Genomic DNA, 25,964 nt, shown 5'->3' on the forward strand with positions numbered 1-25,964 from the left:
GCAACAGGGATGTTGCCGACGGAGCGTACAGGGATGTATTCACAGCGGTCCTGAAAAGCTCGCCCCGGTGCGCCACCGCCACCGCATCGGCTACGAAGCACCCGTATCTGGCAGTGGGGAAAAATTAGAAAACGGAAGAAAAGATCATGAGCAATATCAAAGTCATCGAAGGGGATTTCGTAGGTTGCACCGGTAAGTTCGCGCTGCTGGTGAGCCGCTGGAACAGCTTTGTCGTAGAGAGCCTGAAAGACGGCGCGCTGGATACCCTGCGTCGCAAAGGTATCAAAGACGAAGACATCACCATCTACTACGCCCCCGGTGCGTTCGAATTCCCGCTGGCCGCGCAGAAAATTGCCGAAACCAAAAAATTCGACGCAGTGATCGCCCTCGGCGCCGTGATCCGCGGAGGCACCCCGCACTTTGAATACGTTGCCGGCGAATGCACCAAAGGCCTCGCCCAGGTATCCATGAACACCGGCATCCCTGTGACCTTCGGCGTACTGACCGTAGACTCCATCGAACAGGCCATCGAACGCTCCGGCACCAAAGCCGGCAACAAAGGCTGCGAAGCCGCGGAAACCGCCCTGGAAATGGTTTCCCTGCTGGGCAAAATCTGACTGAGAAACGACTGAAATGACCGTAACCGCATCCGCCCGCCGCAAGGCCCGCCACTACGCCATGCAGGCGCTGTACCAGTGGCAAATGGCCGGCGCCAGCCTCAATGCCATCGAAGCCGAGTTTCATACCGACAACGATATGAGCAAAACCGACGTGGCCTACTTCCGTGAGCTGCTCCACGGCGTGGCGAAAAACCTCGACGACGTCGAAGGTACCTATGCCCAGTTCCTCGACCGCAGTGTTGAAGAGCTGGACCCGGTGTCCCGCGCCCTGCTGCGTATGTCCACCTACGAACTGAAGAGCCGTATCGACGTACCCTACAAGGTCGTGATCAACGAATCCGTCGCCCTGGCGAAGAAATTCGGCCCCACCGACGCCTTCAAATTTATCAACGGCATCCTCGACAAGGTTGCGGCCAAAGAGCGCAGCGTCGAAGTCAAAGCCGATAAAGGCTGACACCTTCGCCATGGCCGGGCCCGGTGAATTTGAACTGATTCGGGAATACTTCACCTCCCGCTTTCAGCCAAACGCAGAAAGCACTTCACAGGGTACTGGTGTGGAACTCGGTATCGGCGACGATTGCGCCCTGCTGATTCCGCCCGCCGGCAAAATGCTCGCCACCAGTGTGGATACGCTGGTGGCGGGTGTGCATTTTCCCGAGGGCGCCGACCCCTACCGCATCGCCAGCCGCGCGCTGCGGGTGAATCTCTCCGACCTCGCCGCCATGAATGCCGAACCCCTGTGGTTTACCCTGGCGCTTACCCTACCGGAAAGCAGTGATACCTGGCTGGAACCATTCGCGCGCGGACTCGCAGAAACAGCGCGTCGCTATGGCATTACCCTGGTGGGTGGTGACACCACCAAGGGCCCGCTGTCGATCACCATTCAGGTTACCGGTGCCTGCGACAAGCCCCTGCGACGGGACGGCGCCGGTGCTGGCGATATCGTGTTCGTTTCCAACCAGCTCGGCGCGGCCGCCGCGGCGCTGCCCTTGGTGCTCGGGCAGATGAGCGGCCGCGAGCGGCAACAGGCGCTGGCCGATGCCGCCTATTATTTTCCCGAGCCCCAGTTCGGCGTCGCCCGTGCTATCGGCGGGTACGCCAGTGCCGCACTGGATATTTCCGACGGCCTGCTCGGCGATATCGGGCATATCTGCAGCGGCAGCGGGCTCGGTGCCGAACTGTATCTGGAAAAGCTACCTCTGGCCGAACTGGTCGCAGAAATAAAAGGTGAAGATGCACTGGAGACCGCGCTCACCGGCGGCGACGATTACCAGCTGTGTTTTACCGTCCCGGAAAAACATTTGGATGCAGTCGCCGGTCTGCAGCTGCCGCTGACCGCGATTGGCCGCATGACCGCAGAGCGGGGTGTGCGCTGCCTGCTCAATGGTGAACCCTGGCAGCCGCGCGGCACCGGTTACCGGCACTTCTGAACGGCGGAGAACGAGAACAATATGACCCCGACATTTTCCCAACTGATCCGCAGCCCAGTGCTGTTTCTGGCATTCGGTTTTGGATCCGGCCTCGCCAAGAAGGCCCCGGGTACCTTTGGCACCCTTGCCGCGGTGCCCCTGTGGTACGGCCTGCAATTCCTGTCGCCACTGGCGTACTTTGCGGTGATTGTTGTCACCTTTGTCCTCGGCTGCTATCTGTGCGGGGCCGCCTCGAACAAGCTGGGTGTGCACGACCACGGCGGTATCGTGTGGGATGAATTTGTCGGCTACTGGATCACCATGTTCATGGCACCGGCGGGCTGGCTGTGGGCGCTGTACGGCTTTGTACTGTTCCGGATTTTCGATATCGCCAAACCCCAGCCCATCGGTTGGGCCGACCGCAAGGTGCACGGTGGTCTCGGAATCATGCTCGACGATATACTTGCGGGCATCTATGCCGCGCTGGTGTTACAGGGCACGGCCTATCTGATCAGCCATTTTTAAGGCAGGACGCCCGGGACCATGGCCATGACAACACTGCGCACAATGCTCGCCTTATTGACCCTGTTGGCATTGCCGCAGTTGGTTGTCGCGCAGCAGGTGCGCCTGCAGGCCATTTTCGGCACCAGTGCCATGTTCGAAATCGACGGCCGGCAGCGGCTGTTGAAGTCCGGCAAAAGCTCCCCGGAGGGCGTGAAGCTGCTGTCGGTCACCAGCGATTATGCATTGGTGCAGATTCAGGGGCGCGAACAGAAATTAACCCTGGCGTCACCGGTGGCGGCGAGTTACGCCACCGTGGACCGGGCGGAAGTCCGCTTGAACCCGGACAGTCGCGGCCACTACAACACCACGGCGTGGATTAACGGCCACCGGGTGAATGTGATGGTGGATACGGGCGCGACCAGTATCGCGTTCAACTATCCCACTGCCAAAAGTCTCGGCCTGGACCTGGCGCGCGCGCAACCGATGACGGTGTCTACCGCGAGTGGTATGGCGCGGGCTTACCGGCTGCAACTGAGCAGCGTCACCATTGGCGGCATCACGGTGCACAATGTGGAGGCGACGGTGCTGGGCAATGATTTTCCGCAGGTGACCCTGCTGGGTAACAGTTTTTTGAGCCGCGTGGATATGCAGCAACAGGATGGTCTGTTGTTGCTGCGCGCGCGCGATTGATGGAATACGAGGTATCGGTTTGACCATTCGCTATGTGGAATCCTCCAAGCTGCCGACTTCCTGGGGCATGTTCAAAATGCACGGTTTCGAGGAAGTGGAAACGGGCAAGGAACATGTCGTCCTGTCGATGGGCGATCTGGATACGGATGAGCCGGTACTGGCCCGGATTCACTCTGAGTGTCTGACGGGGGATGCGCTGTTTTCCCTGCGCTGCGATTGCGGCGCGCAGCTGCAGTATGCGCTGCACCGGATCGCTACCGAGGGCCGTGGGGCAATTTTCTATCTGCGCCAGGAGGGTCGCGGTATCGGGCTGCTGAACAAGATCCGCGCCTACCATCTTCAGGATGCGGGTGCGGATACGGTGGAGGCCAATGAGCAGTTGGGCTTTGGTGCGGATATGCGGGATTACTCGATCCTGAAGCCGATGATTGAACATCTGGGTATCAAGTCGATTCGCCTGATGACGAATAACCCGCGCAAGGTAAAAGCGTTGCAGGATCTGGGGATCGAAGTCACCGAGCGTTTGCCGCACCAGTCCGGTCGCAATCCCCACAACCTGAATTACCTCTCTACCAAGAAAGGAAAACTTGGCCACCTCTTCGATGACGAGGAAAAATGATTTTTCTGAGCTTTTGAGCTTCCCGTTCTAATGGGTTCGGGGGCGAGCCCACTCCCGGTGGCTTTATGCGAAACACGCCGTGAACCCATCCATGGGGGCTCTTCCGCGAGGTCCCTCTCGCGGAAGGTTTCGCATAAAGCCCCCGGCAGCAGGCTCTTCGCTTTGACCTTTTGACTTCTTTAGAACCTTGAGAAAAAGTTCTTAAGGCGCTTCAGGAAGTGTGATACCGCTTCTTCTCTCTTCCCCTTCAAACTCTCAGTTTTCATTTCGTCCCGGGTTTCAACAAATACTGCTGTGCTTCTTCCCGGCAGGGTGAAAGTTCCTGCATCGCTCTCGAACCCAGCGTTTTGAAGTACCGAATCTGCCGAGTTGCGTTGCAGCGGGTGCAGTTTCAGCTTGGCGCCGGCGAGGGCTTCGCTCGAGAAGGTGACAGTTTCTTTGTCGCCGTTGAACAGCACAACGATGCGCTGGTAGCGACGGTCGATGTCACCGGTCAGGTCCTGCAGCTGCATCGCAATCAGCCCCGGCACCTGCTCCGGGCCGGTGTTGAGGAAACTCAGGTGATCCTGGATTTGCTCAGCGGTGGTCAGGCGGAACAACGGGGAGCTGTTGCGGATGGCCAGTTGTTCGCGGAATACCGCGGCGGTCTGTTCGCGGTGGGACTTCTGCGGGGCGAGGGCGGGGTTGGCGAGCAGTGGCTGCATGATCCACCAGCTGTCCTGATTTTTATCCGCAATGGGCAGGCCTTTGCCCCAGTTACCGGTTTCCAGTGAGAAATCCATGGCGTTGAACCAGTCACCGGAGTTGTAGCTGTCGCGGTCCATGGATTTGGAACGCAGGATGTCCTGGCCGGCGTGAATGAACGGGATGCCCTGTGCGAACAGGACCAGCGAGTTGCTGAAGGCCTGTATACGCGCGCGGTCTTCAATGGTGGCGGTGCTGTTGGCCTTGATCTGGATGCCGTCGAACAGGGTTTCGTTGTCGTGGGCGGCGATGTAGTTGATGGATTCCTGCGGGTCGGCGGTGTAACCGGTGGGCTGGCCGTTGTAGACCAGCTGTTCGCCGGTGGTGGTGTTGCCGAAGGAATCGGTGAAGCTGTAGTGCTTCAGGTTACCAGCCAGGGACACACGCACCTTGTCCGCCAGTGTCAGCAGGGTCTGGCGCTCGTCACCCCAGAACTTGCCGTTACTGTCGGTGAACAGACCGTTGCCGAAACCCTGCTCCTCAAAACCGCCAAACGGATTGCCGCCGCGTACGCTGTCGCGCAGGCGGTCATTGAAGGTACCGACGCCGGTGCCGGCCATATTGCCCTGACGCGCCTGTGGGAAGCGCGCGTCATTGGCGACTTCGCCGAAGTTCCAGCCCTCGCCATAGAGATAAATATCGCGGCCATCCACGCCGGCATTGCGCGGTGTCAGTGCGTCGAGCATGGCGCGGGTTTTGAGCAGGTTGTCGAGGCTGTGGTGGCCCATCAGGTCGAAGCGGAAGCCGTCCACCTTGTAGTCTTTTGCCCACACTTCCATGGAGTCCAGCATGAGTTTTTCCATCATGCGGTGTTCGCTGGCGGTGTTGGCGCAGCAGCTGCTCATCTCCACTCCGCCCTCGTTATTGCGGCGTTGGTAATAGCCGGGAACGATCTTGTCCAGCACGGAGTTCTGGTACTGGCCATAGGAACTGGTGTGGTTGTAGACCACATCCATCACCACGCGCAGGCCGCTGCGGGAGAGGCTCTGCACCATTTCGCGGAATTCGCGGATACGGGCAGTGCCATTGGCGTCGGTGGCGTAGCTGCCTTCCGGTACGGTGAAGTGCAGCGGGTCGTAACCCCAGTTAAAGCCATCGCTGTCACGGGTGGCATTGACCGCTTCCTGCTGTTCGCTGCTATCTGCGGCGTACATCGAGAGATCGCCAGCCTGTTGCTGTTGAGCTTTGTCTTCGTTCACCGTGGCAAAGTCGAAAGCGGGCAGCAGGTGGATGTGGGTCATACCTGCCTTCGCCAGCTTTTTCAGGTGGCGCATGCCATCGCTATTTTTTTCGGTGAAGGCTTTGAAGGTGCCACGCTCGCTTTGTGGGACGGTCTCATCCGCGATGGAAAAATCCCGCACATGCAGTTCATACACGGAAATGTCTTCGGGATTCTTGAGCTTCGGTTTGCGCAGGTGGCGCCAGCCCGACGGCTGCAGGTCGCGATCATCCAGGTTAATAACCTGGCTCTTGCCGCTGTTGATGGAGAGGCCCAAGGAGTAGGGGTCGGTAACCAGGTTGGTTTCGATCTTGTCGGAGAAATACGAGAAGACTTCCACTTCATACAGGTAGTAGGCGCGGTCCCACTCCTTGCCGACCTGTGCCTGCCAGGCGCCATCCTGCTGTGTCATTTCCACCACCATATCCGCGGCGCTGGACTGGGGGTTGTTGAACAGGTGCAGTTTTACCGAGCGCGCAGTGGGTGCCCAGAGGGCGAAGTCCACCGCGTTGTCGCCGACACTCGCACCCAGCTTTCCACTGTAATAGAAGCCGTCGTCGAGCAGGCCGGCGAGCTGGATGCCGGTGGCATCCTTAAGCCGTCCCTCACTGTCGTAAAGTGCAAGCGCCACCTGGCCGGTGATCAATGTTGCCGGATCAATGGCCGCAGCGAGCGCGAATGCGCTTTGGCCATTGAGATGCGGGAATTTATGCTGGGTGTCTGCCGGTAAGCTGCCCGGGTTTAGCGGATAACTGGCGTCGGCATCGATGCCGTCCGGGGTGATCTGCAAATTGCCCTCGGCACTGTAGAGCAGTTTTACCTGGTCGCCATCGGCGGGGCTGATATTCCAGGCAAAATGCGTAGCGTCGAGCCAGTGGGCCTTTTCCTGGGTGAGATCGCCGCGGGGAATGCCATTGGTGCTGATGACCACCTGTTTGCTGTTGGCGTCGAAGGCGAAATAAATTTCGTCGCCATCTTTGGATACGTTAAATGCAATGTTGCCGCCGTTATTGCCGTAGCTCTCGCTCCAGCCTTCGTTCAGTGCGACTTTGAATTCATAGTTGCCGGCGGGAATACCTGACGTCAGGAAGGTGTAGATCCCGTCGCCATCGCTGTCCTGCATCCAGCTGCGTAAACAGTCCGGCTGCCAGTCACCGGGGCAACCGAGCTCACTCTGGAAATTGCCCGCCACGGTAGCGATGGTGCTGTTGGCGCTGCTGGTGATCCAGTGGCTTTCATGGTCGTAGTAGAACTTTACCTCGGTGCTTTCAGCCAGCTGCAATCCGATATTGCCGCCATTGCGGTAGCCGTTTGCGCCGTAGTTCTCATCCCAGCTGCCGTTCAGGGCGGCTTTGTATTCCCAGTTGCCGGCGGGCACGCTGAAGATTCCCAGCCATTTGTCGTCGGCGGCGTCGTAGCTGAGCTGGGTGACAGCGCATTCGGGTTGCCAGTCTCCGGGGCAGCCCAGTGCCATTTGTAAATTGCCGGGGATGCCGACGCTCACGGGATTGGGGGTATCGGATGCGATGGCGAGATTGGCGTGCAGGATGGCCTGGGACAACAGGCTGGCCGTCAGGAGCAGGCCGGCGGCGCGGGGATGCGCGGTACGGGTCGCGTGCATGGGATTCTCTCTGTTTCGATTTTTGTTATTTGTGTCTGCGGGGCATCGCCTGCCCGCTTCCATTGAACGGAAGTTGGACGCAGCCTGCCTCCTCCCCGGGGGAGGATGAAGGATTTAGGCGCCAGGCCGGGGGTTGCTGTCTGGATGAAACAGGTGACTGCGAGCGGTTTGCGTTGTCACAAAGCCTTCATGAAAGTGTCACCTGGGAGAAATCGATCAACGCCATCCTGTACTGGAGCAAGACGCTGATCCCGCGCTTTGCCAGGGAAGGGCAAAAAACAGTCATTGACGGAATGGCGGGATCAGAAAGTGTGTCTATACTCATCCCATCTGAAAACTGCAGGTCGAGAAAGGTGATGCACCAGCAGCGATCCGATATCAAGGCCGGCTTTATGCCGGCTTTTGTTTTTGAGCCTTATGAAAGTCTTGGGGCCGTTGAAGCTGGTTCGGTGGTAGCACAGTACGGGGGCAAAGGTTTTGAAACCGAGCTAGGCGCCCCCCTTAAATACATCCCTGTACGCTCTGTCGCAAACATCCCCGTTTGCGACAGTTTCAAAACCTTTGCCCCCGCACTGCGCTTTCTGCATACCTTCACCACTTCGAACGAAACCTTATGCAGTGTTGCGGTGATATCTAAGGCCTGCTAAATTGCGCGAAATTCCACCAGCGGAGGATTGTTGATGATTGTATCCAAGCCCCGCCGGGCCAGCCGCGACTAAATCGCCACTCGCCCGGCAATGTTCTTTTGTCGGGTTTCCCATCCCATTGGAAACCCCATCCAACAGTGCCCAGACTATGTGTCTGAGGCTTGAATCATATGTGCCTGCGCAATGAGGTGCGTAGGGCACTTTTGAGGGTTTAGAACCTTGAGTAAATCCCTGATATCACGCCGCCCGGTAATCCGGCGCGGTGCCTCCACTGGTGGACAGGAAAAGGCCGCCGGCGCCCTATCGCCATTGCGCGTTCTGGGCTGGAAGCCGTTCTTCCAGCAGCAGTTGTCGCTGGACGAGCTGACCGATTGCGAACCGGTGCGGGTGATGGCGGTACATCGCGGTCAGTTGGAAGTGTCCGGTGAGCGCGGAGATGAGGTGGTGCTGGTCAACGGCCCGCTGTTTGAAGACGCCGAGGAAAAGCCCACGGTGGGCGACTGGCTGCTGCTGGAGCGCGATAGCCGCAAACCCGCACGTCGTTTGGAACGCAGCAGCCTGTTCCGGCGCATGGCGCCGGGCGCGAAGCAGGTGCAGCTGATTGCCGCGAACATCGATAACGTGCTGATCGTCACCTCCTGCAACCACGACTTCAACCTCTCCCGTATCGAGCGCTACCAGGCACTGGTCAAAGAGGCCGGCTGCCGGGCCTGTGTGGTGGTCACCAAGGCCGACCAGAGCGACGCGCATGAGCAGTACCGCGAGGCTTTGAAAAACTATCGCGACCTTCCGGTGGTACTGGTGAATGCGCTGGACCGCGCAAGTGTGGAGCCTCTGCGCGACTATTGCCGCAGTGGCGAAACCCTCGCGCTGCTCGGCTCCTCAGGCGTTGGCAAATCCACCCTGCTGAACAGCCTTGCCGGCAGCGAAGTTGCCGCCACTGCCGGAATCCGTGAAGACGACAGCAAAGGCCGCCACACCACCCGCCACCGCGCCCTGTACGCAATCCCCGAGGGCGGGTTGTTACTGGACAGCCCCGGTATGCGTGAACTCGGACTGGCGGACGTCAGTGAAGGACTCGCTGCTGCCTTTGCCGACATCAGCGAACTCGCCGCCAAGTGCCGCTTCGCCGACTGCGCTCACCAGACGGAGCCGGGCTGCGCCGTGCGCGCGGCGATGGATTCCAACGAGCTGGACGAGCGTCGCGTACACAACTGGCGCAAACTGGAGCGCGAAGTAAAAAGGAATAGCCGCACCCTGGCGGAAACCCGTGCGGAAGAGCGGGCGTTCAGTCAGTTAGTGCGCACCGTGGGAGGACATGCGCGTTCAAGAAAAAGTGGGGGAGATTGATTTTCTACAATCGCTACTTTTTTCGCTGACGAAGTAAAGTCGTTTGAAGTGAAGGCAAGGTGGCGGGTATGGGTTTTCAGAAGCGTCGGCGACAGGGACGTCGCCGACGCAGCTTACAGGGATGTATTCATAGCGGTTCTGAAAACCCATACCCGGTGCCTTGCCGCCACCGGACCAGCCTCAAAACCACCAAAATTTAGTTCAGCGCCGCCTGACCCGCAGAATCACTTACCGGTGTCGTGACGCTAATCTCTCCGCCCTGAGACTCAATCCAGGCATTCATCCGTTTTTCCAGTACATTCAACGGCAGCGCACCAGCACCCAGCAGTGCATCGTGGAAACGGCGAATATCGAAATTATTCCCCAGTGCCTTCTCCGCCCGCGCGCGGATCTCCTTGATCTTCAACTGCCCCACCTTGTAAGCCAGCGCCTGGCCCGGCCATACCAGATAACGGTCAACCTCCACCACAACATCGTGCTCAGGCTTCGGGCTGTTCTCCATAAAATACGCAATCGCCTCATCCCGGCTCCAGCCCAGCTGATGCATGCCGGTATCCACCACCAAGCGCACCGCGCGCCACATATCGTAAGTCAGCGCACCAAACTCGTTGTAGGGGTCCTTATATAGACCGAGATCGTAACCCAGGCTCTCCGAGTACAGTCCCCAGCCCTCCACGAAACCGGTGTACATCTTGGTACGACGCAGGCGGTGAATATCTTTCTGCTCCTGTGCCAGCGCAATCTGCAGGTGGTGGCCCGGCATTGCCTCGTGCACCGTCAGCGCCTCCATCTCCCAGGTCGGTCGGCTGTTCAGATCGTAAGTGTTGGCAAAGAAAACCCCCGCGCGTCCCGCCTCCATCGAGCCTGGCATGTAATAGGCCGTGGTCTGGGATTTTTCTGAATACGCAGGAATCGGCTTCACCCCATAGGGCAGGCGTGGCAGGGTGCCGAACAGCGCCGGCAGCTCACCGTCGATACGCTTGGCAATATCACGGTAGTTTTTCAGCAACTCCTCTTTGCTCTGGTAAAAGAAGCGCGGATCACTGCGCAGGAATTCGGTAAATTCCTTGAAGCCACCGGCAAAGCCCGTTTTCTTGATGATCGCTTCCATTTCACCGCGAATACGCCGCACTTCCTCAAGGCCGATACGGTGAATTTCTTCCGGGCTCAACTCGGTGGTGGTTTCCTCGCGCACCTTGTATGCGTACCAGCGGACACCATCGTCGTTCTTGGTGAACGCGGTTTCGGTATTTGCGTTGGGGATATATTCCCGCTCCACGAACTCCGCAAATGCCTGCCAGCTTGTTACCAGGGATTTCTGGTAAATATTCTGCGCGCGTGAACGCAGGCGGTTCTGTAGCGTAGCGGGAATGCTTGCAGGCATTTCGTTGAATGCCTTGAGCAGCGGGCTCTGTTGCGGATCGGCGGGAATCAGCGCGCGGATCTGGCCGGGCAGTTCGCGCAGGGTGATCTGTGGCGGGGTCAGTTTTTGCTTCAGCCCCTTTTCCATCAAAATTTGCGTCTGCTCAATCAACTGCGGCAGCTTTTCCAAACGCGCGAGAATATTTTCGTAATCTGCCGGGTTGCGCTTGGGCATGGTATTTAGCACCCCGGGAACACTGTTCTGGATGCCGCTCATATGGCTCACCGGCATCAGGTGCTCGGGAAACTGGTAGCCCCTGACCTGCATTAGCAAGTCCTGGTAGAGCAGCTGGTAGTCGAGCTTTTCGTTATCCGCCAACTTGTCTTCGTCGATGTGGCGGCTGGCAGCCAACAGTTCCCGTGTCTGTCCCTTGCGCTGCTCTATCCCTCTGGTGGACTGATCTGTCCACAACTGTTCTACGCCGGGATAGCCCTGGTAAGTACCGGTTTCCGGATAACTCTCCATGATCCAGCGGTAGCGGAGGTCCTGCAGGGCCTGAAGCTTTTCACTGGCGCCTTTTTTGGGGATCGCATTCAGATCCTTTTCAAAGGCTTTTTGGTCCATTGCCTGGACATTGACGCTCGCCGCCATGATGGCTGCGGACAAACCAATGAATTTAGAGTTCAGGATTTTTTTAAAAGAATTGGAATAGAACATCGTACTTCCTGTCTCTGTTTGTTTTATTGACGAATTGTTATTTATTTTCGAGGCGCTTAACTCGGAAGTTAAGGCAGAGCACAGGGTGGTGCATTTGGAAACCGTCGCAAACAGGGATGTTTGCGACGGAGCTTACAGGGATGTATTCACAGCGGTTTCCAAATGCACCACCCTGTGATCTGCCGCCTCAAATTTTTTCGGAGCCTCGTTGTGGGGCCCTATTCAGAGCGCGGTGGCGGTCGGGCACCGGGGGCGGGTTTTCAGGACCGCTGTGAACCCATCCCTGGGCACTTCGGCGCAAACATCCTGTTGGCGACGATCCTGAAAACCCGCCCCCGGCACCCGGCCTTCGCTTTAAGCCTTTAACTTCGTAGCAGATCCGTAATTAGATCGCGGCGGCTTGGCCGTTGAAGCCGTTATTGTTATTGGCCATGGCATTGATTCGCTTGCGAATCTGTTCTTCGATGCCTTTGGCATCCAGGCCAATTTCTTCCAGCAATTTCTGATGCTTGCCGTGCTCGATGATCTTGTCCGGCAGACCCAGTTGCAGCAGCGGTACCGGCGTTACACGGCGGTTCAGATACTCTGCAACAGCGCTGCCAGCGCCGCCGGCAATGGTATTTTCTTCCAGTGTCACCAGCAGGTTGTGGCTGTCGGCCAGACGGTCGATCAGCTCTTCATCCAGCGGTTTTACCCAGCGCATATCCACCAGCGTCGCACCGAGCTTGTCGGCCACTTCACGGGCGGAAGCCAGCAAGGTGCCAAAGCTCAGGATGGCCACATTGGATCCTTCCTGAATCACGCGCGCCTTGCCAATCGGCAGCTCGCTCATGGTGTTTTCAATTTCCACACCCGGGCCGGTGCCGCGGGGGTAGCGCACCGCGGCAGGGCCGGGGTGCTGGTAGGCGGTGTAGAGCAGCTGGCGGCACTCGTTCTCGTCGCTGGGCGCGGCGATCACCAGGTTGGGCAGGCAGCGCATAAACGTGAGGTCGAAACTGCCCGCGTGGGTGGGGCCGTCTTCGCCGACGAGACCGGCGCGGTCGATGGCGAAGGTCACGTCCAGGTCCTGGATCGCCACATCGTGCACCATCTGGTCGTAGCCGCGCTGCAGGAAGGTGGAGTAGATCGCCACCACCGGCTTCTGGCCCTCGCAGGCGAGACCCGCACCGAGGGTGACAGCGTGCTGCTCGGCGATCGCCACATCGTGGTAGCGCTCCGGGAAGCGCTCGGCGAAGTCCACCATGCCCGAGCCCTCGCACATGGCGGGGGTGATGGCGACAAGCTTGTCGTCCAGCTCCGCGGTGTCGCACAGCCACTGGCCGAAAATATCCTGGTACTTCGGCCCTTTCTTCTTGGTTTCCGGCACCGCGACCTGGACCTTGGGTTCCGGCTCCAGCTTGTTCAGTGCGTGGTAGCCCACCGGGTCCGCTTCCGCGGGGCCGAAGCCCTTGCCCTTGGTGGTTACGATGTGCAGCAGCTGCGGACCGCGCTGGTTGCGCAGGTTGCGCAGGGTGTGCACCAGATCCTGCATGTTGTGGCCGTCCAGCGGACCCACGTAGTTGAAGCCCAGCTCCTCGAACAGGGTGCCCGGGGTAATCATGCCCTTCACGTGCTCTTCCGCGCGCCGCGCCAGTTGCCACGCCTTGGGAATCACCGACAGCACCTTGCGGCTGCCCTCGCGCATGTTCAGGTAGGTCTTGCTGGCGAGAATGCGGGCGAAGTAGGTGGCGAGGCCGCCCACGTTCTTGGAGATCGACATGCGGTTGTCGTTCAGCACCACCAGCATGTCTTTGCCGGTGTGCGCCGCATGGTTCAGTGCCTCGAAGGCCATGCCCGCGGTCATTGCACCGTCACCGATCACCGCCACTACCTTGCGCTCATCCGGCGAACCCAGCGCCATGCCGAGGGCGGCACTGATGGAGGTGCTGGAATGGCCGACGCCGAAAGTGTCGTAGGGGCTTTCACTGCGCTTGGGGAAGCCGGAGAGGCCGCCCTGCTGGCGCATGCTGAGCATCTGCTCGCGGCGGCCGGTGAGGATTTTGTGCGGGTAGGTCTGGTGGCCCACATCCCAGACCAGGCGGTCTTCCGGGGTGTTGTAGATGTAGTGTAGGGCGATGGTCAGCTCGACGACGCCGAGGCCGGCGCCAAAGTGGCCGCCGGTCTGGCCCACGCAGTACAACAGGTATTCGCGCAGTTCGGTGGCCAGCTGGGGCAGTTGTTTTTCCGACAGGGCGCGCAGTTGGGCCGGATCGTCGATCTGGTCGAGGAGCGGTGTATACGGGCGCTGGCGGGGTATCTGGTCGAACATCTAGGGTCCTGAATTCGGGCGTTTGGGCCCGTTTTCCTGTGCGGCTTGGGGATGGCAAGCGGCACTGAGCCCAAAGTATCAATTGCAACTGATAATGGATGGGGATTGTATGCCCACAGGCGCGAGATTGCATCCTGTGGGGCCAACGTACGGGGGGCGTAGTTGTTGGGCTCAGTGATCCCGGTGGACGATATAGTCCGCCAGCTGCTGCAGGATGGCGGTGTTGCCGCCCAGTTGCACCAGGGCGTCGCTGGCTTCCCGGTGCAGTTCGTCCGCATTGGCGCGGGCGCCGTCGAGGCCGAGCAGGGAGACGTAAGTGGGTTTGTTGCGCGCGGCGTCGGCGCCCTGGGTTTTGCCCAGGGTCTCGGTATCCGCGGTCACATCGAGGATGTCGTCCTGCACCTGGAAGGCCAGGCCGATGGCCGCGGCGTAGCGGGTGACGGCGTCGAGCTGGGCGGTATCGGCGCCGCCGATCAGTGCGCCCATGCGCGCGCTGGCACAGATCAGCGCGCCGGTTTTGAGACGGTGCATCTGCTTCAGTTGCTCGAGCGTGAGGGACTGGTCCACCGCGGCCAGGTCGATGGCCTGACCCGCTACCATGCCGCGGGCACCGGAGGCGTGCGCCAGTTCGGTCACCAGGCGGATGCGCAGTTCTGCGGAGAGCGGTGCATCGGCGAGAAGCTCGAAGGCCTGGCACTGCAGCGCGTCACCGGCGAGTATCGCGGTGGCTTCATCGAACTGGATATGACAGGTGGGGCGGCCGCGGCGGAGGTCGTCGTCGTCCATCGCCGGCAGGTCGTCGTGCACCAGGGAATAGGCATGTACACATTCCAGCGCCGCCGCCGCCTGGTGGCTCTGGTTGGCCGCCGCTGCACCGCCCAGGGCCTGGGCCGCGGCGTACACCAGCGCCGGGCGCAGGCGTTTGCCGGGGCCGAGCGCGGCGTAGTTCATGGCGGCAAATAAAGTGTCGGCAGCGGAATGGTCCGCCAGTGCGGCCTTCAGGGTCTGCTCAACCTGCAGGCCGGAAGACTGCAGGAAGGCCTTGAGCTTTACCGGCATCGCAACGGGGGTGGAAGTGCTCACTTACTCCGCATCTCCGGAGAAATCGTCTTCCGCGTCGAAGGGCAGTTCCCGCACCTGGCCGCCTTCCTCCATCAGCACCTTCACCTTCTGCTCGGCGCTCGCCAGCTTCTGCTGGCACTCGCGGGTGAGCTTCACCCCGCGCTCGAAATCCGCCAGCGCCTCATCCAGCGGCAGGTCGCCACTTTCCAGGCGTTCCACCAGCTGTTCCAGTTCTTCCAGTGCGCTCTCGAACGAAGCGGTTTTCTTTTTGGCGGCCATGACCTAGTCCCGAAAATAGTCTCGATAAATAGCAAGGGTATGCAATTGCGGGCAACCTTAGCGGCTGCGCGGGGGAGGGTCAATTGGCGCGCCGGGGGACCACTGGGTCCCCCGGCGGTAACTTGGTGTCAGGGCAAATAATTCTGCAGCTGGCGCCCGGCCCCCTGAATCTCCTGTTCCATCAAATAATGCGCCAGCGCCCGTTTCTGGCTGTTGCTGAAACCGTAGTTGGGCATCGGTGGCGTCGGCGTATCGAAGTAATCCGCCAGCTGCTTCAGGGTGTACTTGCGGCTCAGGTTTTGCAGCGGGATCTGCTGGTGGCAGCGAATACAGTTGCGGCGCTCGAAAATCTGCGCGCCCTGGCGGGCGGCGTCGCCGTCGATGGCGAGGGGCTTTTTCGGCGCGCTGATGGGCGGGCGTTTGCCGGCGGGGACGCCCGCCTCGTTGGCATTCGCCGCGCCCGGCTGAATCCGGTACACCGCACCCGCGTAGTCATCGGAGACGTAAATATTCCCGCGCGCATCCTCGGCAATATCCACCGGGCGGCCGTACACCGTGTTTTTATCCTCCGCCAGAAAACCCCACATGAAATCTTCCGCGTGGATCTTGCCGCGCTCGTCCCAGTGCAGTGCCACCACCTTGTAGCCGTCCTTCACATCCCGGTTCCAGGAACCGTGCAGCGCCACCAGTGCAATGTCGCGATACGCGTCAGGTTGTTCCGAACTGCGCAGAAAGCGCATTCCCAGCGGCGCATTATGGGCGCGGAATTCGAATGCCGGGGGAATCGACGCGGCAATTTTCTGCTGGATCTCCGGGCTTTTCCCCTCGCCGAAATCCGGGTCCGGCACGCGGTTGCCATTGGCATAGGGCCAGCCGTAAAAACCGTCCTGCTGGATGCGGTTCAGCTCGCAGGGCGGAAAGTCGTTACCCAGCCAGTCGCGGCCGTTGTCGGTGGCGTAGAGCGCACCGTCCTTGGGGGACCAGTCGAACCCCACGCTGTTGCGCAGGCCGGTGGCGTAAATTTCGAAATGGCTGCCGTCCGGACGGAAACGCATGATAGTGGCGCGACGCGGGTCTTCCTCTTCACACACATTGCAGGTGGAACCGCTGGACAGGTACATCCAGCCATCCGGGCCCATGCCGATGGTCTTGGTCCAGTGGTTACCGCTATCCCCGAGATCGGTGACGATCTTCTGGTAACGGCTGGCAATGCGGCCATCGGAGTGGTCGAAGAGCGCGCGGCCGACGCCATTGCTCTCGGCGATATACAGCCAGTCCTCATGCAGTGCCAGCCCGTGCGGCCGCTGCAGGCCGTCGATCAGCACGCGCTGGCCGTCGGCTTTGCCGTCGCCGTTGCGGTCCGCCAGCAGCAGGCTAACCCGGCCGAGTTTGGGCTGGGATACCAGCAGATCGCCATTGCGGGTCACGGCGAGAAAACGCGCGTTGGGCGTCTCCTCGCTGTAGAGGTCCAGCCGGTATCCCGGTGCCAGCTGCAACTGGCGCTCCACTGTTGCTTCATCGGTCCTCGCACCCAGCAATTGGCCCCAGGGCACGTTGATCCCCGGTATCAGGCCGGTAGCAACGGCGGCCACCAGCAAAATGATGCCAATGGCGGCTATTGCCACCAGGCGATAAAAAGTTAGCGCGTTTTTCGACGTGGGTCTCACGATCGTCTTGATCTCGTAACAAAAGTAACTATAGTTGGCCGCTAAATGTCGCACAGCAGTACCAGTTGCGATACGCGCCACCAGCTCCCTCAAATCCCGCCTACGAAAAGTGTGACGCCAGTCACTCGTTTGTAAGACATCTCTTACAACAACTTCAGCATTTTCCCACTACCCGAATTTTCTCCAGCGACCATAATGTAATTGCAAGGACGGAGAACGGATTGCACCGGCGGCAAGGACAGGTCACCAAGGATTGGAGACCGCGCTGCCAGCCTGAAGGGACTTGGGCACCATCCTGTGAGACGCACCGCTTGGGCTGGATTGCTCAAGCGGTGTTTTCATTTTGGGCCTTTGAAATATCATTGCCCGCACTTCTTATCTTCAATTTCCCCTGTCAGTACAAACGAAATAGTCGGTCTTTTCAAAAGATCAGCACTGGATTTCGTCTGCTGTCTGGAAATCGTAACAAACCTCCGCTTTAATCAGCACAAGACGGTCCGATTATTGTGGCCGCGGAGGATGAAGCATTCAGTAAGTTATTGCTCTACCCATTCTTATCGCTGCCACCGTGGCATCACTGGTGGTCGAGCCTTCGTCGCCTCCAGATTTCGCCACACCGCTCCTGCGCCGCCGCATTTTCCCAGACATCCCGACCAGATTTTCTGTCTCAATACTTCTCCCTGTTCCAATCCCTTTCCCTGCATCGCCACCAGAGCCCCGCTGGAATTCCCGCGGGGCTCTGGTGCTTTGGGGGTAAGCCAATTTCGGAGGTGAACATATGCAAGCACAGATCCTGAGATTGAATCTCGCCGGGCAGCCGCTGGAGTGGGTGAGCTGGGAAGAGGCCGCCTGCCTGTATGTGCGGGACCTGGTTACCTGGACCCTGGGTGGCGTGGTGCAGACCGTGCATGGTGGAATCAACCGCCAGGGTGAGCGCTCTCGGCTGGATCTCGCCGCCATCATCGCCTGTGGCGGTGAACGCATGGCGCGTCCGCGCGCGCGGCCTCCGCTCACCAACCGCGCGCTGTTTGCACGGGATGAACACACCTGCCTCTACTGTGGCAGCTGGTTTCCGCTGCGCGACCTGACCCGGGATCACGTGCAGCCGGTATCCAAAGGTGGGCGCGATGTCTGGGAGAACGTGGTGACCGCCTGTCGGCGCTGCAACCAGCACAAGGGCAACCGCTTGCTGCAGGACCTGGATATGGAACTGCTGGCGCTGCCATTCGTGCCCAACGCCGCCGAGTACCTGGCGCTGATCAACAGTGTGCGGATTCGCGGCGACCAGATGGAGTTTCTGCGCGGCCAGTTTTCCCGGCCGCGACAGGAGGGATGGTTGGTGGACGGACTGCCGATCGCGGGTTGATACCCGCGGGTTCCGTCAGACCGCGGCTCGGATCAGCGCGGTGAGGTAGGTGCAGAAGTCGTGCCCGTTGTTCTGCAACATTTTCGGGAACATGGAGATGGAGGTCATGCCCGGGAACGTATTCACCTCGTTCAGGTAGATTTCCCCGTCATCGGTGAGGAAGAAATCGATGCGCGACAGGTCTTCCAGCTGCAGGCCGATAAACGCGCGCTTTGCCGCCTCGTGAATCCAGCCCAGCTGGCCATCGGACAAGCCTTCCGCCACCACGTGGGTGAGCGCGCGGCTGCCCTCGGCGTATTTTTCCTCGTAACTGTAGAATGTATCCGCGGGCGCACAGACTTCACCGGGCGCGGTAATCACCAGCTCCCCCTCATACGTATAGGCCGCCACTTCCAGCTCACGCACCTTCAGGCACTTTTCCACCAGCACATAGGGGGAGAGCCGGAAGGCATCGTGCAGCGCCTGCTCCAGTGACTCCTCGTCGCTGACCTTGTAGCAGCCCACAGACGATCCCTGGTTGGATGCCTTCACGAATACTGAGCCCCACAGTTGCAGTGCGTCTTTGGCCTTGGCGGTTTCCTCGGCGGTGTTGGCGCACAGGAACTGGTAGGGCGTATTGTCGATGCCGAGCGCGGTGAGCCACAGCTTGGTGGTGATCTTATTGAAGCAGATCTTGCTCGCCTCGGAGCCACAGCCGTAATAGGGCAGGCCGAGGATTTCCAGTTGCGACTGCAGGTCGCCGGTTTCACCGGGGTAGCCGTGAATTGAGGGGATCACATAATCCACCGTCTGCGCGCTGCCACTGGCACTGTAGAGCAGCTTGTCCGAGCGCAGCTCGCGCACCATGCCATCGCTGTCCAGCAGCTGGCCGTTTTCGTTCATGGTGACGCGGGTGAGATGGATGTCCGGCGCACGCGCCAGTTCGCGCTGGATGAAATCCGCGGTGCGCAGGGAGACATCGTGCTCGCTGCCGCCACCGCCACAGATCAGCAGCACCTGGATGTTGTTGTGGTTATGAGTCATCGGGTTCTCATCAATCAATTGCTATGGCGCCGCCGGTGCGGTGAGTACCTGCGCGCACTGCGCGGGCATATCCGGCTTCTTCGGCGGCTTCTCCGGTTTCGGCTTCACCGGCGCAGTGCCATTCAGGATGGCGTAAAAGTCGTCGCTAAACCACCAATCGAGCCCGCCCTCGCAGGGCTTGCCGCTCACCTTGGGCTGGGGCACACAGCTTTTGTCTTCCGGCGGACAGTTCAGGCGCACATGGAAATGATAGTTGTGTCCCCACCAGGGGCGCACTTTGCGCAGCCATTCATTGTCGCTGCCTGCAATATCGCACATTTTCTGCTTGATGGTCGGGTGCACAAAAATACGCGCGACACGGGGATCTTCCGAGGCGATGCGCAGAATGCCGGGGATGCGCTGGTCCCAGTTTTTTTCCAGCAGCATATGTCTGCGCTCATCGGCAATGGGAACGGCAGAGATGTTGTCCCGCTCCCACGGGGTCAGCGGGCGTTCGGCGGCGCGCTCGTCCTGGGAGAACCAGATATCCGCGTCGAGACCCATTTGGTGGCTCGCGTGGCCACTGCTGAAGGGTCCGCCGCGGGCCATGGACATATCGCCGATCTGCAGGCGGCCGAGATCTTTTTCTTCCACGGCGTTGGAAAAGTCCTTGAGGAATTCCACCAGGTAGGGATTGCCGTAGTGGCGGTTGCGTCCGGTGCGCACAAGCTGGAAACCCTCGCCGCGCACCGGCATTTCCTCGGCGCCGCTGAGGCAGCCGTTGCTGTAGCCGCCAATACTCTCGGGTAGTTGGTTGGTGGGCGTTCGCGCCGCCTCCCAGGGATTTTTCGCCAGGGTGGGGATGGCCGCACTGAGTAGCAGTGCACTGAATATGGTCTGGAACAGGAATCGGGTGGAGATCGACATAATTTACTGCAGTGGTGTCGGTTTAGTTTTTTGTGCCCGAAGAATTATAGAAGTTCCCTGCGTCGGTTCTGTGGAATGGTCCGCTTCGGTGGCTTTTGGCTGGATCGTTGGGTGGTTTGCAGCTGGCGAGTTGGGTGGTGGCTTGGCTGGGCGGCGCTCCCTTGCGAGACACGCCCACCCAAGCTTTCGCGAAAAACCTACAAAACCTCGCGGCAGGCTGCCACCAAAGCCGCCATTTCCTCATCGGTACCGATGCTGATGCGCAAGTACTCACTAATCCGCGGCTTGTTGAAATAGCGCACGATGATATTGCGCTCGCGCAGGGCCAGGAACAAATCCTCGGCTGAAATTTTCGGCGGTTTGGCGAAGATGAAATTGGCGGTGGAGGGGATGATCTCGAAGCCCAGTTCACTCAGTTGTGCACAGGTGTGCTCGCGGGTGGCGATGACTTTGGCGCAGTTATCCACAAGCCAGGTGCGATCCGCGATGGCGGCGGTTGCCACCTTTTGCGCGATACCGTCGATCGGGTAGGAGTTGAAGGAGTTCTTCGCCCGGTTCAGGCCCTCGATCAGGTGTGCCTGACCCAGCGCGTAACCCACACGCAGCCCCGCCAGCGCGTGGGACTTCGACAGGGTGTGCACCACCAGCAGGTTCGGGTAGCGGTCGATCAGCGCAACCGCGCTGTCGCCACCGAAATCGATGTAGGCCTCGTCGATCACCACCACCCGTTCGGGGTGCAGCTGCAGCAGCTGCTCGATTTCCGCCAGTGGCAGGTAGCGTCCTGTGGGGGCGTTCGGGTTGGGGAGGATCACACCGCCGGCACCGTCGATCGCATAGTCCGCAACCGCGATGGAAAAATCCTCCCGCAGCGGCAGGGTGCGCGCCTCGATACCGTACAGCTCGCAATACACCGGGTAAAAGCTGTAGGTGATATCCGGGAACAGCAGCGGCTCCGGGCGCTGGAAGAAACTGTAGAACGCGTGCGCCAGCACCTCGTCGGAGCCGTTGCCCACAAACACCTGCTCCGCTTGCAGGTCAAACTGCGCGGCGATGGTCTCGCGCAGCTCGGTGGATTCCGGGTCCGGATAGAGGCGCAGGCGGCTCGGCAGTTCCGGGTCCTGCAACACGGCCTGGGCCTTGGGCGAGGGCGGGTAGGGGCTCTCGTTGGTGTTGAGCTTGATCAGGCGCGCGGTAGTTTTCGGCTGCTCCCCCGGCACATAGGGGTGGAGCCGGGCAACCGCCGGGCTCCAGAACGGGTTGTCGGGGGTCTGATCTGTGGTGGGCTCGGTCATGGCATTCACTCCTTGTGCGCGCCGCGGACTTTTTATTTCTCGGGGCAAAAGCGGGCGGAGATTTTATGCCGTGCGCGCGCAGACTTCGATGGCTATTCGCCGTGAATTTCCTCATCGCTGGCGGCTTCTTCGTCAGCGTGTTTCTTGGCGCTCTTCTTCTTGCCCTTTTTCGTGTCCTCTTCGATGGGGATATCGAATAGCTCCGGCGCATCGGCGAGGAACTCTTCCAGCGGCACCGGCCGGCGGAACAGGAAGCCCTTGTACTTCAGCTCCCTGGATACCGGCGGAGACTCGCTGAACTCGCCCATGTTGCCGATCTCAACCGCCGCGGCGAAGCCGAGGAAGCTCCACGGAATCAGGATCGAACCCAGGAAGCGCCAGTGGGGGGCAATATTCAGCGCCAGATAGGCCGCGCACCACAGCATCACTGGCAACAGCACCGCCAGCACCAGGATATTCAGCAGCGGTAATATCTGCTGCAGGTTGAAGTTGAAATTGAGCAGTCCACCAAACCACTGCCAGGCGGCGTACACCAGTGCCGCGGCGGCGGCGATGGAGAGGTGCGGCAGGAAGTGCGCCTCGTGTTTCACCACCTTGCCGATAAACGCCCAGGCGGCGGCGTACACCAGCAGGCCGATGATCACATCGGTCAGCACCTTCACCACACCGGTCCACTTGAATTCGCTGCTGGTGCCGAGCCACGCGAGCCACAGGCTGAGTCCCGCCACCAGCAGGCACAGTACCGTGGCCACCAGCGGCGTCGCCAGGCGGTCGAACACCGTTTCCGCCGAGTGCAGCGGAATCGCCGGCGCCACGCTCATTTCCGTGTCGATAAAACGCACCCGGCTCTTGCCGAGCTGGATCTCATCGCCACACTGGATATGGTGCTCGCGGACGGTCGCCGGTTTGACGGACTTGTCGCGGAAATTGCGCACCAGGCGCACGCCGTTCAGGCTGTCTAAATCCCGCAGCACGTAGCAGCCGTCTTCATCTCGCACCACTTCCGCGTGTACCGGATCGACGTGGGGGTCTTCCAGCATCACTGCGTTGTCGTAGCAGCGCCCCAGGGTGGCGCGGTCCCCGTCCAAGCGGTAGCGATTGCTTACCCGGTGGGCACGATTGATTTCTTCGATAATCAGTGCCATTGAATCTCGCTCACAAACTTCTCGGTAAAGGCGCTGGCGGACTCCTTGGTGAAGCCGGAAAGGGTGAAGTGGCTCACCAGCGCGCGGTTGGCCTGATCTACGGTCAGGCTCACGTAAAACACGTCGTAGAGTTCCGGGAACTCCTTATAGCGGCGCACACAGATGGAGGTGCGGGCAATGGCCGGGTCGCTGTTGCCGTTGGCCTTCGGCGGCTTCTGCGCCGGCTCTGCGCCCGCTTCGGCATCCTGCTCCTTGTCGCCAGCGCCATCGCGCGGATGGGTGGTGAACTGTTGCTTGCAGTTGAAATTGGTCACGTCGTCTTCACCGGCGCTGTTGCCCGGGTAGAAGCCGCTCATCTCGTCCGCGTAGCCACTGTAAAAGCGCGACGGTGCGAGCTTGTCGTTGGATTCGAGCCAGAAAAATTCGTACTCCACGCGCCCGGTATCGAAACTCTCCGACAGGTACACCACGTCCTGCCCGGTGCAGCCCTTGGCAACCTGCTGGATCGGCTCGTCCTCATCGTCGGTGGAATTGCCCCAGCACTGGATCGCCGGCACGATTTCACCCACCACCAGCGCATCGCCCAGCGGGCGCAGCTGCCAGTCGGCACCGAGTATCTGGTCAATGATGCGCTGCTGGTTCTTGAGCAGCTGGCGGTTGATCACCGGCTGCAGCACGATGGCGCCGTTGCCCGCGCTCATCTCCTGCTTGAAGTCCTCGAGCAGCGCCGCCAGCTTGTCCACCGGCACCAGGAAACTGATCTGGTTGCCGGCGGTGGCCACATTGATACCCACCACTTCCCCGTTGCGGTTGATCACCGGGCCGCCGCTCATACCCGGATTGATCGAGCCGGAAAAATGGATACGGTCGTAAAAACTGCCGGTGGCGATGCCGTTGTAGGTGCCGGGCACGATGGTCATGCCGAGGTCCAGCGGGTTGCCCATGGAGACGATGGTCTCGCCCTTGCTCGGCGGCGTGTTCGCCAGGCGCAGGTGATCCTTACCCGCCTCGCCCTTCTGGCGCAGGATCGCCAGGTCGTTGATCACGTCCACATCCAGCAACTCGAGGTCGCCCTCTTTGCCGTCCACCGACAGATACTTGAGGGAGTAGCGGTCCGGCTCGTGCACCGCTTCCGATACCACGTGGTAGTTGGTGGCGACCAGGCCGTCGGCGGAAATCTGGAAACCGGAGCCCAGCCCCGCCTTGGAATTGGAGGACCGCTCGATCAGGCGAATCTGGTACAGGCTGCCGCGGTAATCGCTGTACAGCTGCTCATAGCTCTGCGCCAGCGCCGCACCGGCGCAACACCACAGCAGCATGGCCAGCAGGGGCGAAAACAGACGCGTATAAAGGTCGGACATATTGTGATGCTTTTCGTGGTGCTTTTCGTTGTGTATTAGCGATAGCGAAAATTCAGGCGCCAGCAACCTGCGCGGAAAAACATGGCAGTAACATAGCGACAAGTGCTGATTAAATTGTGGTCGAAAAGACGACCGATACTACGGGATTGGTCGCGGCCCAACAAGCGAGCCACAGACCCGGCAGCAGCTCCCGCCAAATGACTTTTTCGACTGTTGAGTGTAGTGAATACCGCGGAATTTCGTGTAATGAGAAAAAGCGATGCGGTGAAAGTGAGTGAATACTCCGCCGCTGTCGCTCGCCAGGGCAGCATTTTCCGTTTGCTGTAATGGCGTGTAATGGCGTGTGATCGACCTGTAATAAGGTTCGGCGTAGATTGGCGCTCAAGGTTGAAGGGAACGCGCTGCCCGGCCGTCACAGGAGCCGCGGCAAGGTGGATTGCAGACACCCTGTTACCGGTGTCCATCATGGAAGGTGGAACAAACGGGGAAGCGACGGAATTGCTTCCCTCACCGGCGACGGTACCGCGCCCTTCAACCATTTTTGCCAAAGGATTGGTAGTTGCCCGTTTCCGCAGAGCCAATGGCGGTTGCAGGCAGCAGATCAGGAAGACTTCAGCGCAAGCTGAACAGTCAGGTCGCCCCGGTAACCACAGAGCCTAGGAAGCCGGGATCGTGGAAGGGCCTGACAGAGGCACGGATGCCTCATTTCGCTCTTGATAGTGTTGTTGTAACCGTAGATGGCTGGGACCATCTTTTTGTAACGGCAGTAAGTTCGCTTACTGCCGTTTTTTTTCGTCTTTGTTATGTGCCCTTTCTTTGGGAAGGCTCGTGAGCTGTTCGGGGGGCGCGAGGCGCTGGAGAATTCGGTGATTTCGATGGCGTGCCGCGCGTGGACATAGTCTTTGACGAAGCGGCGCCGCTCGACCTGCAGGGCGTGGTCTTCCCAGATCAGATCAGCGAGTTCCGTGGCGCGCTGAAACTGTTCGCGGGTAATGGCGGTGGGGTCGAAGCCGAGCGCCTGTACGATTTCTCGTTTCGCTACCGGTGCTTTATTACAGTAACTTTACAGCTCACCTCGGCGATACTTTTCTCCCAAGTCTTTGATCAGATCCAGCAAGCCGGCCTCGTAGAGGAAGTTGTCGGCGAAGGTGATTCTGTGAGGTGAAAAATGTTCTTCTAGGTGCACTGACCGGTCCTTTCTGGAGCGATTGACGATGGCATAACCGCCCACGCCGGGACCTGCGTTCATCGCACGCTGGATGCATAGCATCTCGCCTTCCACGTCTGCGTCGGTGCTGGTCATGGCGCCGGCGTGCAGACCGCCCTGAGCCGGTGGTTTGCGAAACTCCGTGAGCGTGTCGGCGAACCAGGGCAATACACCGAGGGGGAAATCCGCTTGTGAGCACCGGTAATAGGGAATCGTTCCCATCCGTAGCCTGCTGACAGCCCTCAATAGACTCAGGTGATCCCCCTGCCGTACAAATAATACCGTATTACCCTCATTCGGATCCGTTGTTCTTGCCAGTTCCACGGCGCCATCCGGCAGTCTTTCGTGGTGCTCGATCCTAGGTAGTTGCTCTTTAATTGGGTATTTCGGTTTTTGGAACCAATTCATTTAAAACCCCTGGAGACATAGGCAATAGCGCCGGCCTCTTCCAATTGCTGAAGGTTGACCGGTTGCCGCTCGAAGTTCAGCGTCTCGACCGCGCCGAAGTGATTACCGGACCCGGCGATCTTGTCCCGGGTCAGGCCATTGCCCTCGTAGTACTGGTTGTTGCCCACGGTGCCCTGCATTTCCATGCGCCGCTTAAGTAGTTCTTTCTCTGTTTCAGAGAGATCGGTGGTGGCCAGATAGTCCTCAAAGCTGTCGACGTCTGTAGACCACTTATTCGCCAGAAATTCATTATCCACCGCCGCCTGGTAGTGCCAGCCATACTGATCCTGAAACTCGGGCGTCATGACTATATCGGTAAACTGCTTGGTAAATTCCTCTGGCAACTCGTGGTTGGCAAACGCACTGACCTTGTCGAAGGTGGCCGGCACGCTTATTAC

22 protein-coding genes are annotated in these 25,964 nt (G+C 59.8%); 9 read left to right on the plus strand and 13 right to left on the minus strand.

Annotation, left to right across the window (positions count from 1 at the left end):
* The first annotated feature begins 146 nt into the window (after positions 1-146).
* From ribH to ribA, 6 genes are read left to right on the plus strand one after another with little or no spacing between them, the layout of a single operon-like run.
* Positions 147-617 carry a 6,7-dimethyl-8-ribityllumazine synthase gene (gene ribH / locus VIL80_RS01950; RefSeq protein ID WP_138235557.1) on the plus strand — a complete coding sequence of 157 codons (471 nt, stop codon included), beginning with the start codon at positions 147-149 and terminating at the stop codon, positions 615-617.
* 16 nt (positions 618-633) lie between these two features.
* Complete coding sequence (gene nusB, locus VIL80_RS01955) at positions 634-1,074, plus strand: transcription antitermination factor NusB (RefSeq protein WP_332034479.1); 441 nt, start codon at positions 634-636, stop codon at positions 1,072-1,074.
* A gap of 10 nt (positions 1,075-1,084) precedes the next feature.
* Positions 1,085-2,050 (plus strand): thiamine-phosphate kinase, encoded by a 966-nt coding sequence (gene thiL, locus VIL80_RS01960; protein ID WP_332034480.1) that lies wholly within the window; start codon positions 1,085-1,087, stop codon positions 2,048-2,050.
* Positions 2,051-2,071: 21 nt separating this feature from the next.
* Positions 2,072-2,554 (plus strand): phosphatidylglycerophosphatase A family protein, encoded by a 483-nt coding sequence (locus VIL80_RS01965; RefSeq protein ID WP_332034481.1) that lies wholly within the window; start codon positions 2,072-2,074, stop codon positions 2,552-2,554.
* Positions 2,555-2,578: 24 nt separating this feature from the next.
* Entirely contained in the window at positions 2,579-3,223 is a 645-nt protein-coding gene (locus VIL80_RS01970; protein ID WP_332034482.1) for a retropepsin-like aspartic protease family protein, read from the plus strand.
* Between the two features lie 19 nt (positions 3,224-3,242).
* Entirely contained in the window at positions 3,243-3,842 is a 600-nt protein-coding gene (gene ribA / locus VIL80_RS01975; protein ID WP_332034483.1) for a GTP cyclohydrolase II, read from the plus strand.
* Positions 3,843-4,021: 179 nt separating this feature from the next.
* On the opposite strand, the gene pulA is transcribed toward ribA, so the two are convergent.
* Positions 4,022-7,426, minus strand: a complete 3,405-nt coding sequence (gene pulA, locus VIL80_RS01980) for a pullulanase-type alpha-1,6-glucosidase (protein ID WP_332034484.1) — start codon at positions 7,424-7,426, stop codon at positions 4,022-4,024.
* 173 nt (positions 7,427-7,599) lie between these two features.
* Between pulA and VIL80_RS01985 the strand changes: the two genes are divergently transcribed.
* Both VIL80_RS01985 and rsgA read left to right on the plus strand, forming a co-directional pair.
* The gene (locus tag VIL80_RS01985; RefSeq protein ID WP_332034485.1) at positions 7,600-8,073 is read left to right on the plus strand and encodes a hypothetical protein; all 474 of its coding nucleotides are present in this window, start codon (positions 7,600-7,602) and stop codon (positions 8,071-8,073) included.
* A 219-nt stretch (positions 8,074-8,292) separates the two neighbouring features.
* Positions 8,293-9,423 carry a ribosome small subunit-dependent GTPase A gene (rsgA, locus tag VIL80_RS01990; RefSeq protein WP_332034486.1) on the plus strand — a complete coding sequence of 377 codons (1,131 nt, stop codon included), beginning with the start codon at positions 8,293-8,295 and terminating at the stop codon, positions 9,421-9,423.
* Positions 9,424-9,619: 196 nt separating this feature from the next.
* On the opposite strand, the gene VIL80_RS01995 is transcribed toward rsgA, so the two are convergent.
* From VIL80_RS01995 to VIL80_RS02015, 5 genes are all read right to left on the minus strand, one after another.
* On the minus strand, positions 9,620-11,503 hold the full coding sequence (locus VIL80_RS01995) for a DUF885 domain-containing protein (protein WP_332034487.1): 1,884 nt from the start codon (positions 11,501-11,503) through the stop codon (positions 9,620-9,622).
* A 385-nt stretch (positions 11,504-11,888) separates the two neighbouring features.
* Positions 11,889-13,811, minus strand: a complete 1,923-nt coding sequence (gene dxs / locus VIL80_RS02000) for a 1-deoxy-D-xylulose-5-phosphate synthase (RefSeq protein ID WP_332034488.1) — start codon at positions 13,809-13,811, stop codon at positions 11,889-11,891.
* A gap of 171 nt (positions 13,812-13,982) precedes the next feature.
* A complete protein-coding gene (locus VIL80_RS02005; protein WP_332034499.1) occupies positions 13,983-14,870 on the minus strand; it encodes a polyprenyl synthetase family protein in 888 nt (295 codons plus the stop codon).
* 24 nt (positions 14,871-14,894) lie between these two features.
* Positions 14,895-15,152: an exodeoxyribonuclease VII small subunit gene (gene xseB, locus VIL80_RS02010; RefSeq protein WP_332034489.1), complete on the minus strand. Its 258-nt coding sequence runs from the start codon at positions 15,150-15,152 to the stop codon at positions 14,895-14,897.
* Between the two features lie 128 nt (positions 15,153-15,280).
* Positions 15,281-16,819: a PQQ-dependent sugar dehydrogenase gene (locus VIL80_RS02015; protein ID WP_332034490.1), complete on the minus strand. Its 1,539-nt coding sequence runs from the start codon at positions 16,817-16,819 to the stop codon at positions 15,281-15,283.
* Between the two features lie 778 nt (positions 16,820-17,597).
* On the opposite strand from VIL80_RS02015, the gene VIL80_RS02020 reads away from it, so the two are divergent.
* Positions 17,598-18,185, plus strand: coding sequence for an HNH endonuclease (locus VIL80_RS02020; protein ID WP_332034491.1), 588 nt, complete (start codon positions 17,598-17,600; stop codon positions 18,183-18,185).
* Between the two features lie 15 nt (positions 18,186-18,200).
* Here VIL80_RS02020 and VIL80_RS02025 read toward each other — a convergent pair whose 3' ends face one another.
* The 7 genes from VIL80_RS02025 to VIL80_RS02055 form a co-directional block, all read right to left on the minus strand.
* Positions 18,201-19,208, minus strand: coding sequence for a D-alanine--D-alanine ligase (locus VIL80_RS02025; RefSeq protein ID WP_332034492.1), 1,008 nt, complete (start codon positions 19,206-19,208; stop codon positions 18,201-18,203).
* 21 nt (positions 19,209-19,229) lie between these two features.
* Positions 19,230-20,114 (minus strand): penicillin-insensitive murein endopeptidase, encoded by an 885-nt coding sequence (mepA, locus tag VIL80_RS02030; RefSeq protein WP_332034493.1) that lies wholly within the window; start codon positions 20,112-20,114, stop codon positions 19,230-19,232.
* A 197-nt stretch (positions 20,115-20,311) separates the two neighbouring features.
* On the minus strand, positions 20,312-21,406 hold the full coding sequence (hisC, locus tag VIL80_RS02035) for a histidinol-phosphate transaminase (RefSeq protein WP_332034494.1): 1,095 nt from the start codon (positions 21,404-21,406) through the stop codon (positions 20,312-20,314).
* Positions 21,407-21,498: 92 nt separating this feature from the next.
* Positions 21,499-22,551 (minus strand): FHA domain-containing protein, encoded by a 1,053-nt coding sequence (locus VIL80_RS02040; protein WP_332034495.1) that lies wholly within the window; start codon positions 22,549-22,551, stop codon positions 21,499-21,501.
* A complete protein-coding gene (locus VIL80_RS02045; protein ID WP_332034496.1) occupies positions 22,542-23,912 on the minus strand; it encodes a S1C family serine protease in 1,371 nt (456 codons plus the stop codon). The genes VIL80_RS02040 and VIL80_RS02045 overlap by 10 nt, the downstream gene beginning before the upstream one ends.
* 1,063 nt (positions 23,913-24,975) lie before the next feature.
* A complete protein-coding gene (locus tag VIL80_RS02050; RefSeq protein WP_332034497.1) occupies positions 24,976-25,527 on the minus strand; it encodes a hypothetical protein in 552 nt (183 codons plus the stop codon).
* Positions 25,524-25,964, minus strand: a 441-nt coding sequence (locus VIL80_RS02055) for a histidine kinase (RefSeq protein ID WP_332034498.1), incomplete at its 5' end; no start/stop codon positions are given. The genes VIL80_RS02055 and VIL80_RS02050, both read right to left, overlap by 4 nt.

The sequence above is a fragment of the Microbulbifer sp. genome (assembly GCF_036563125.1).
In the GTDB taxonomy this organism is placed as follows: Bacteria; Pseudomonadota; Gammaproteobacteria; order Pseudomonadales; family Cellvibrionaceae; genus Microbulbifer.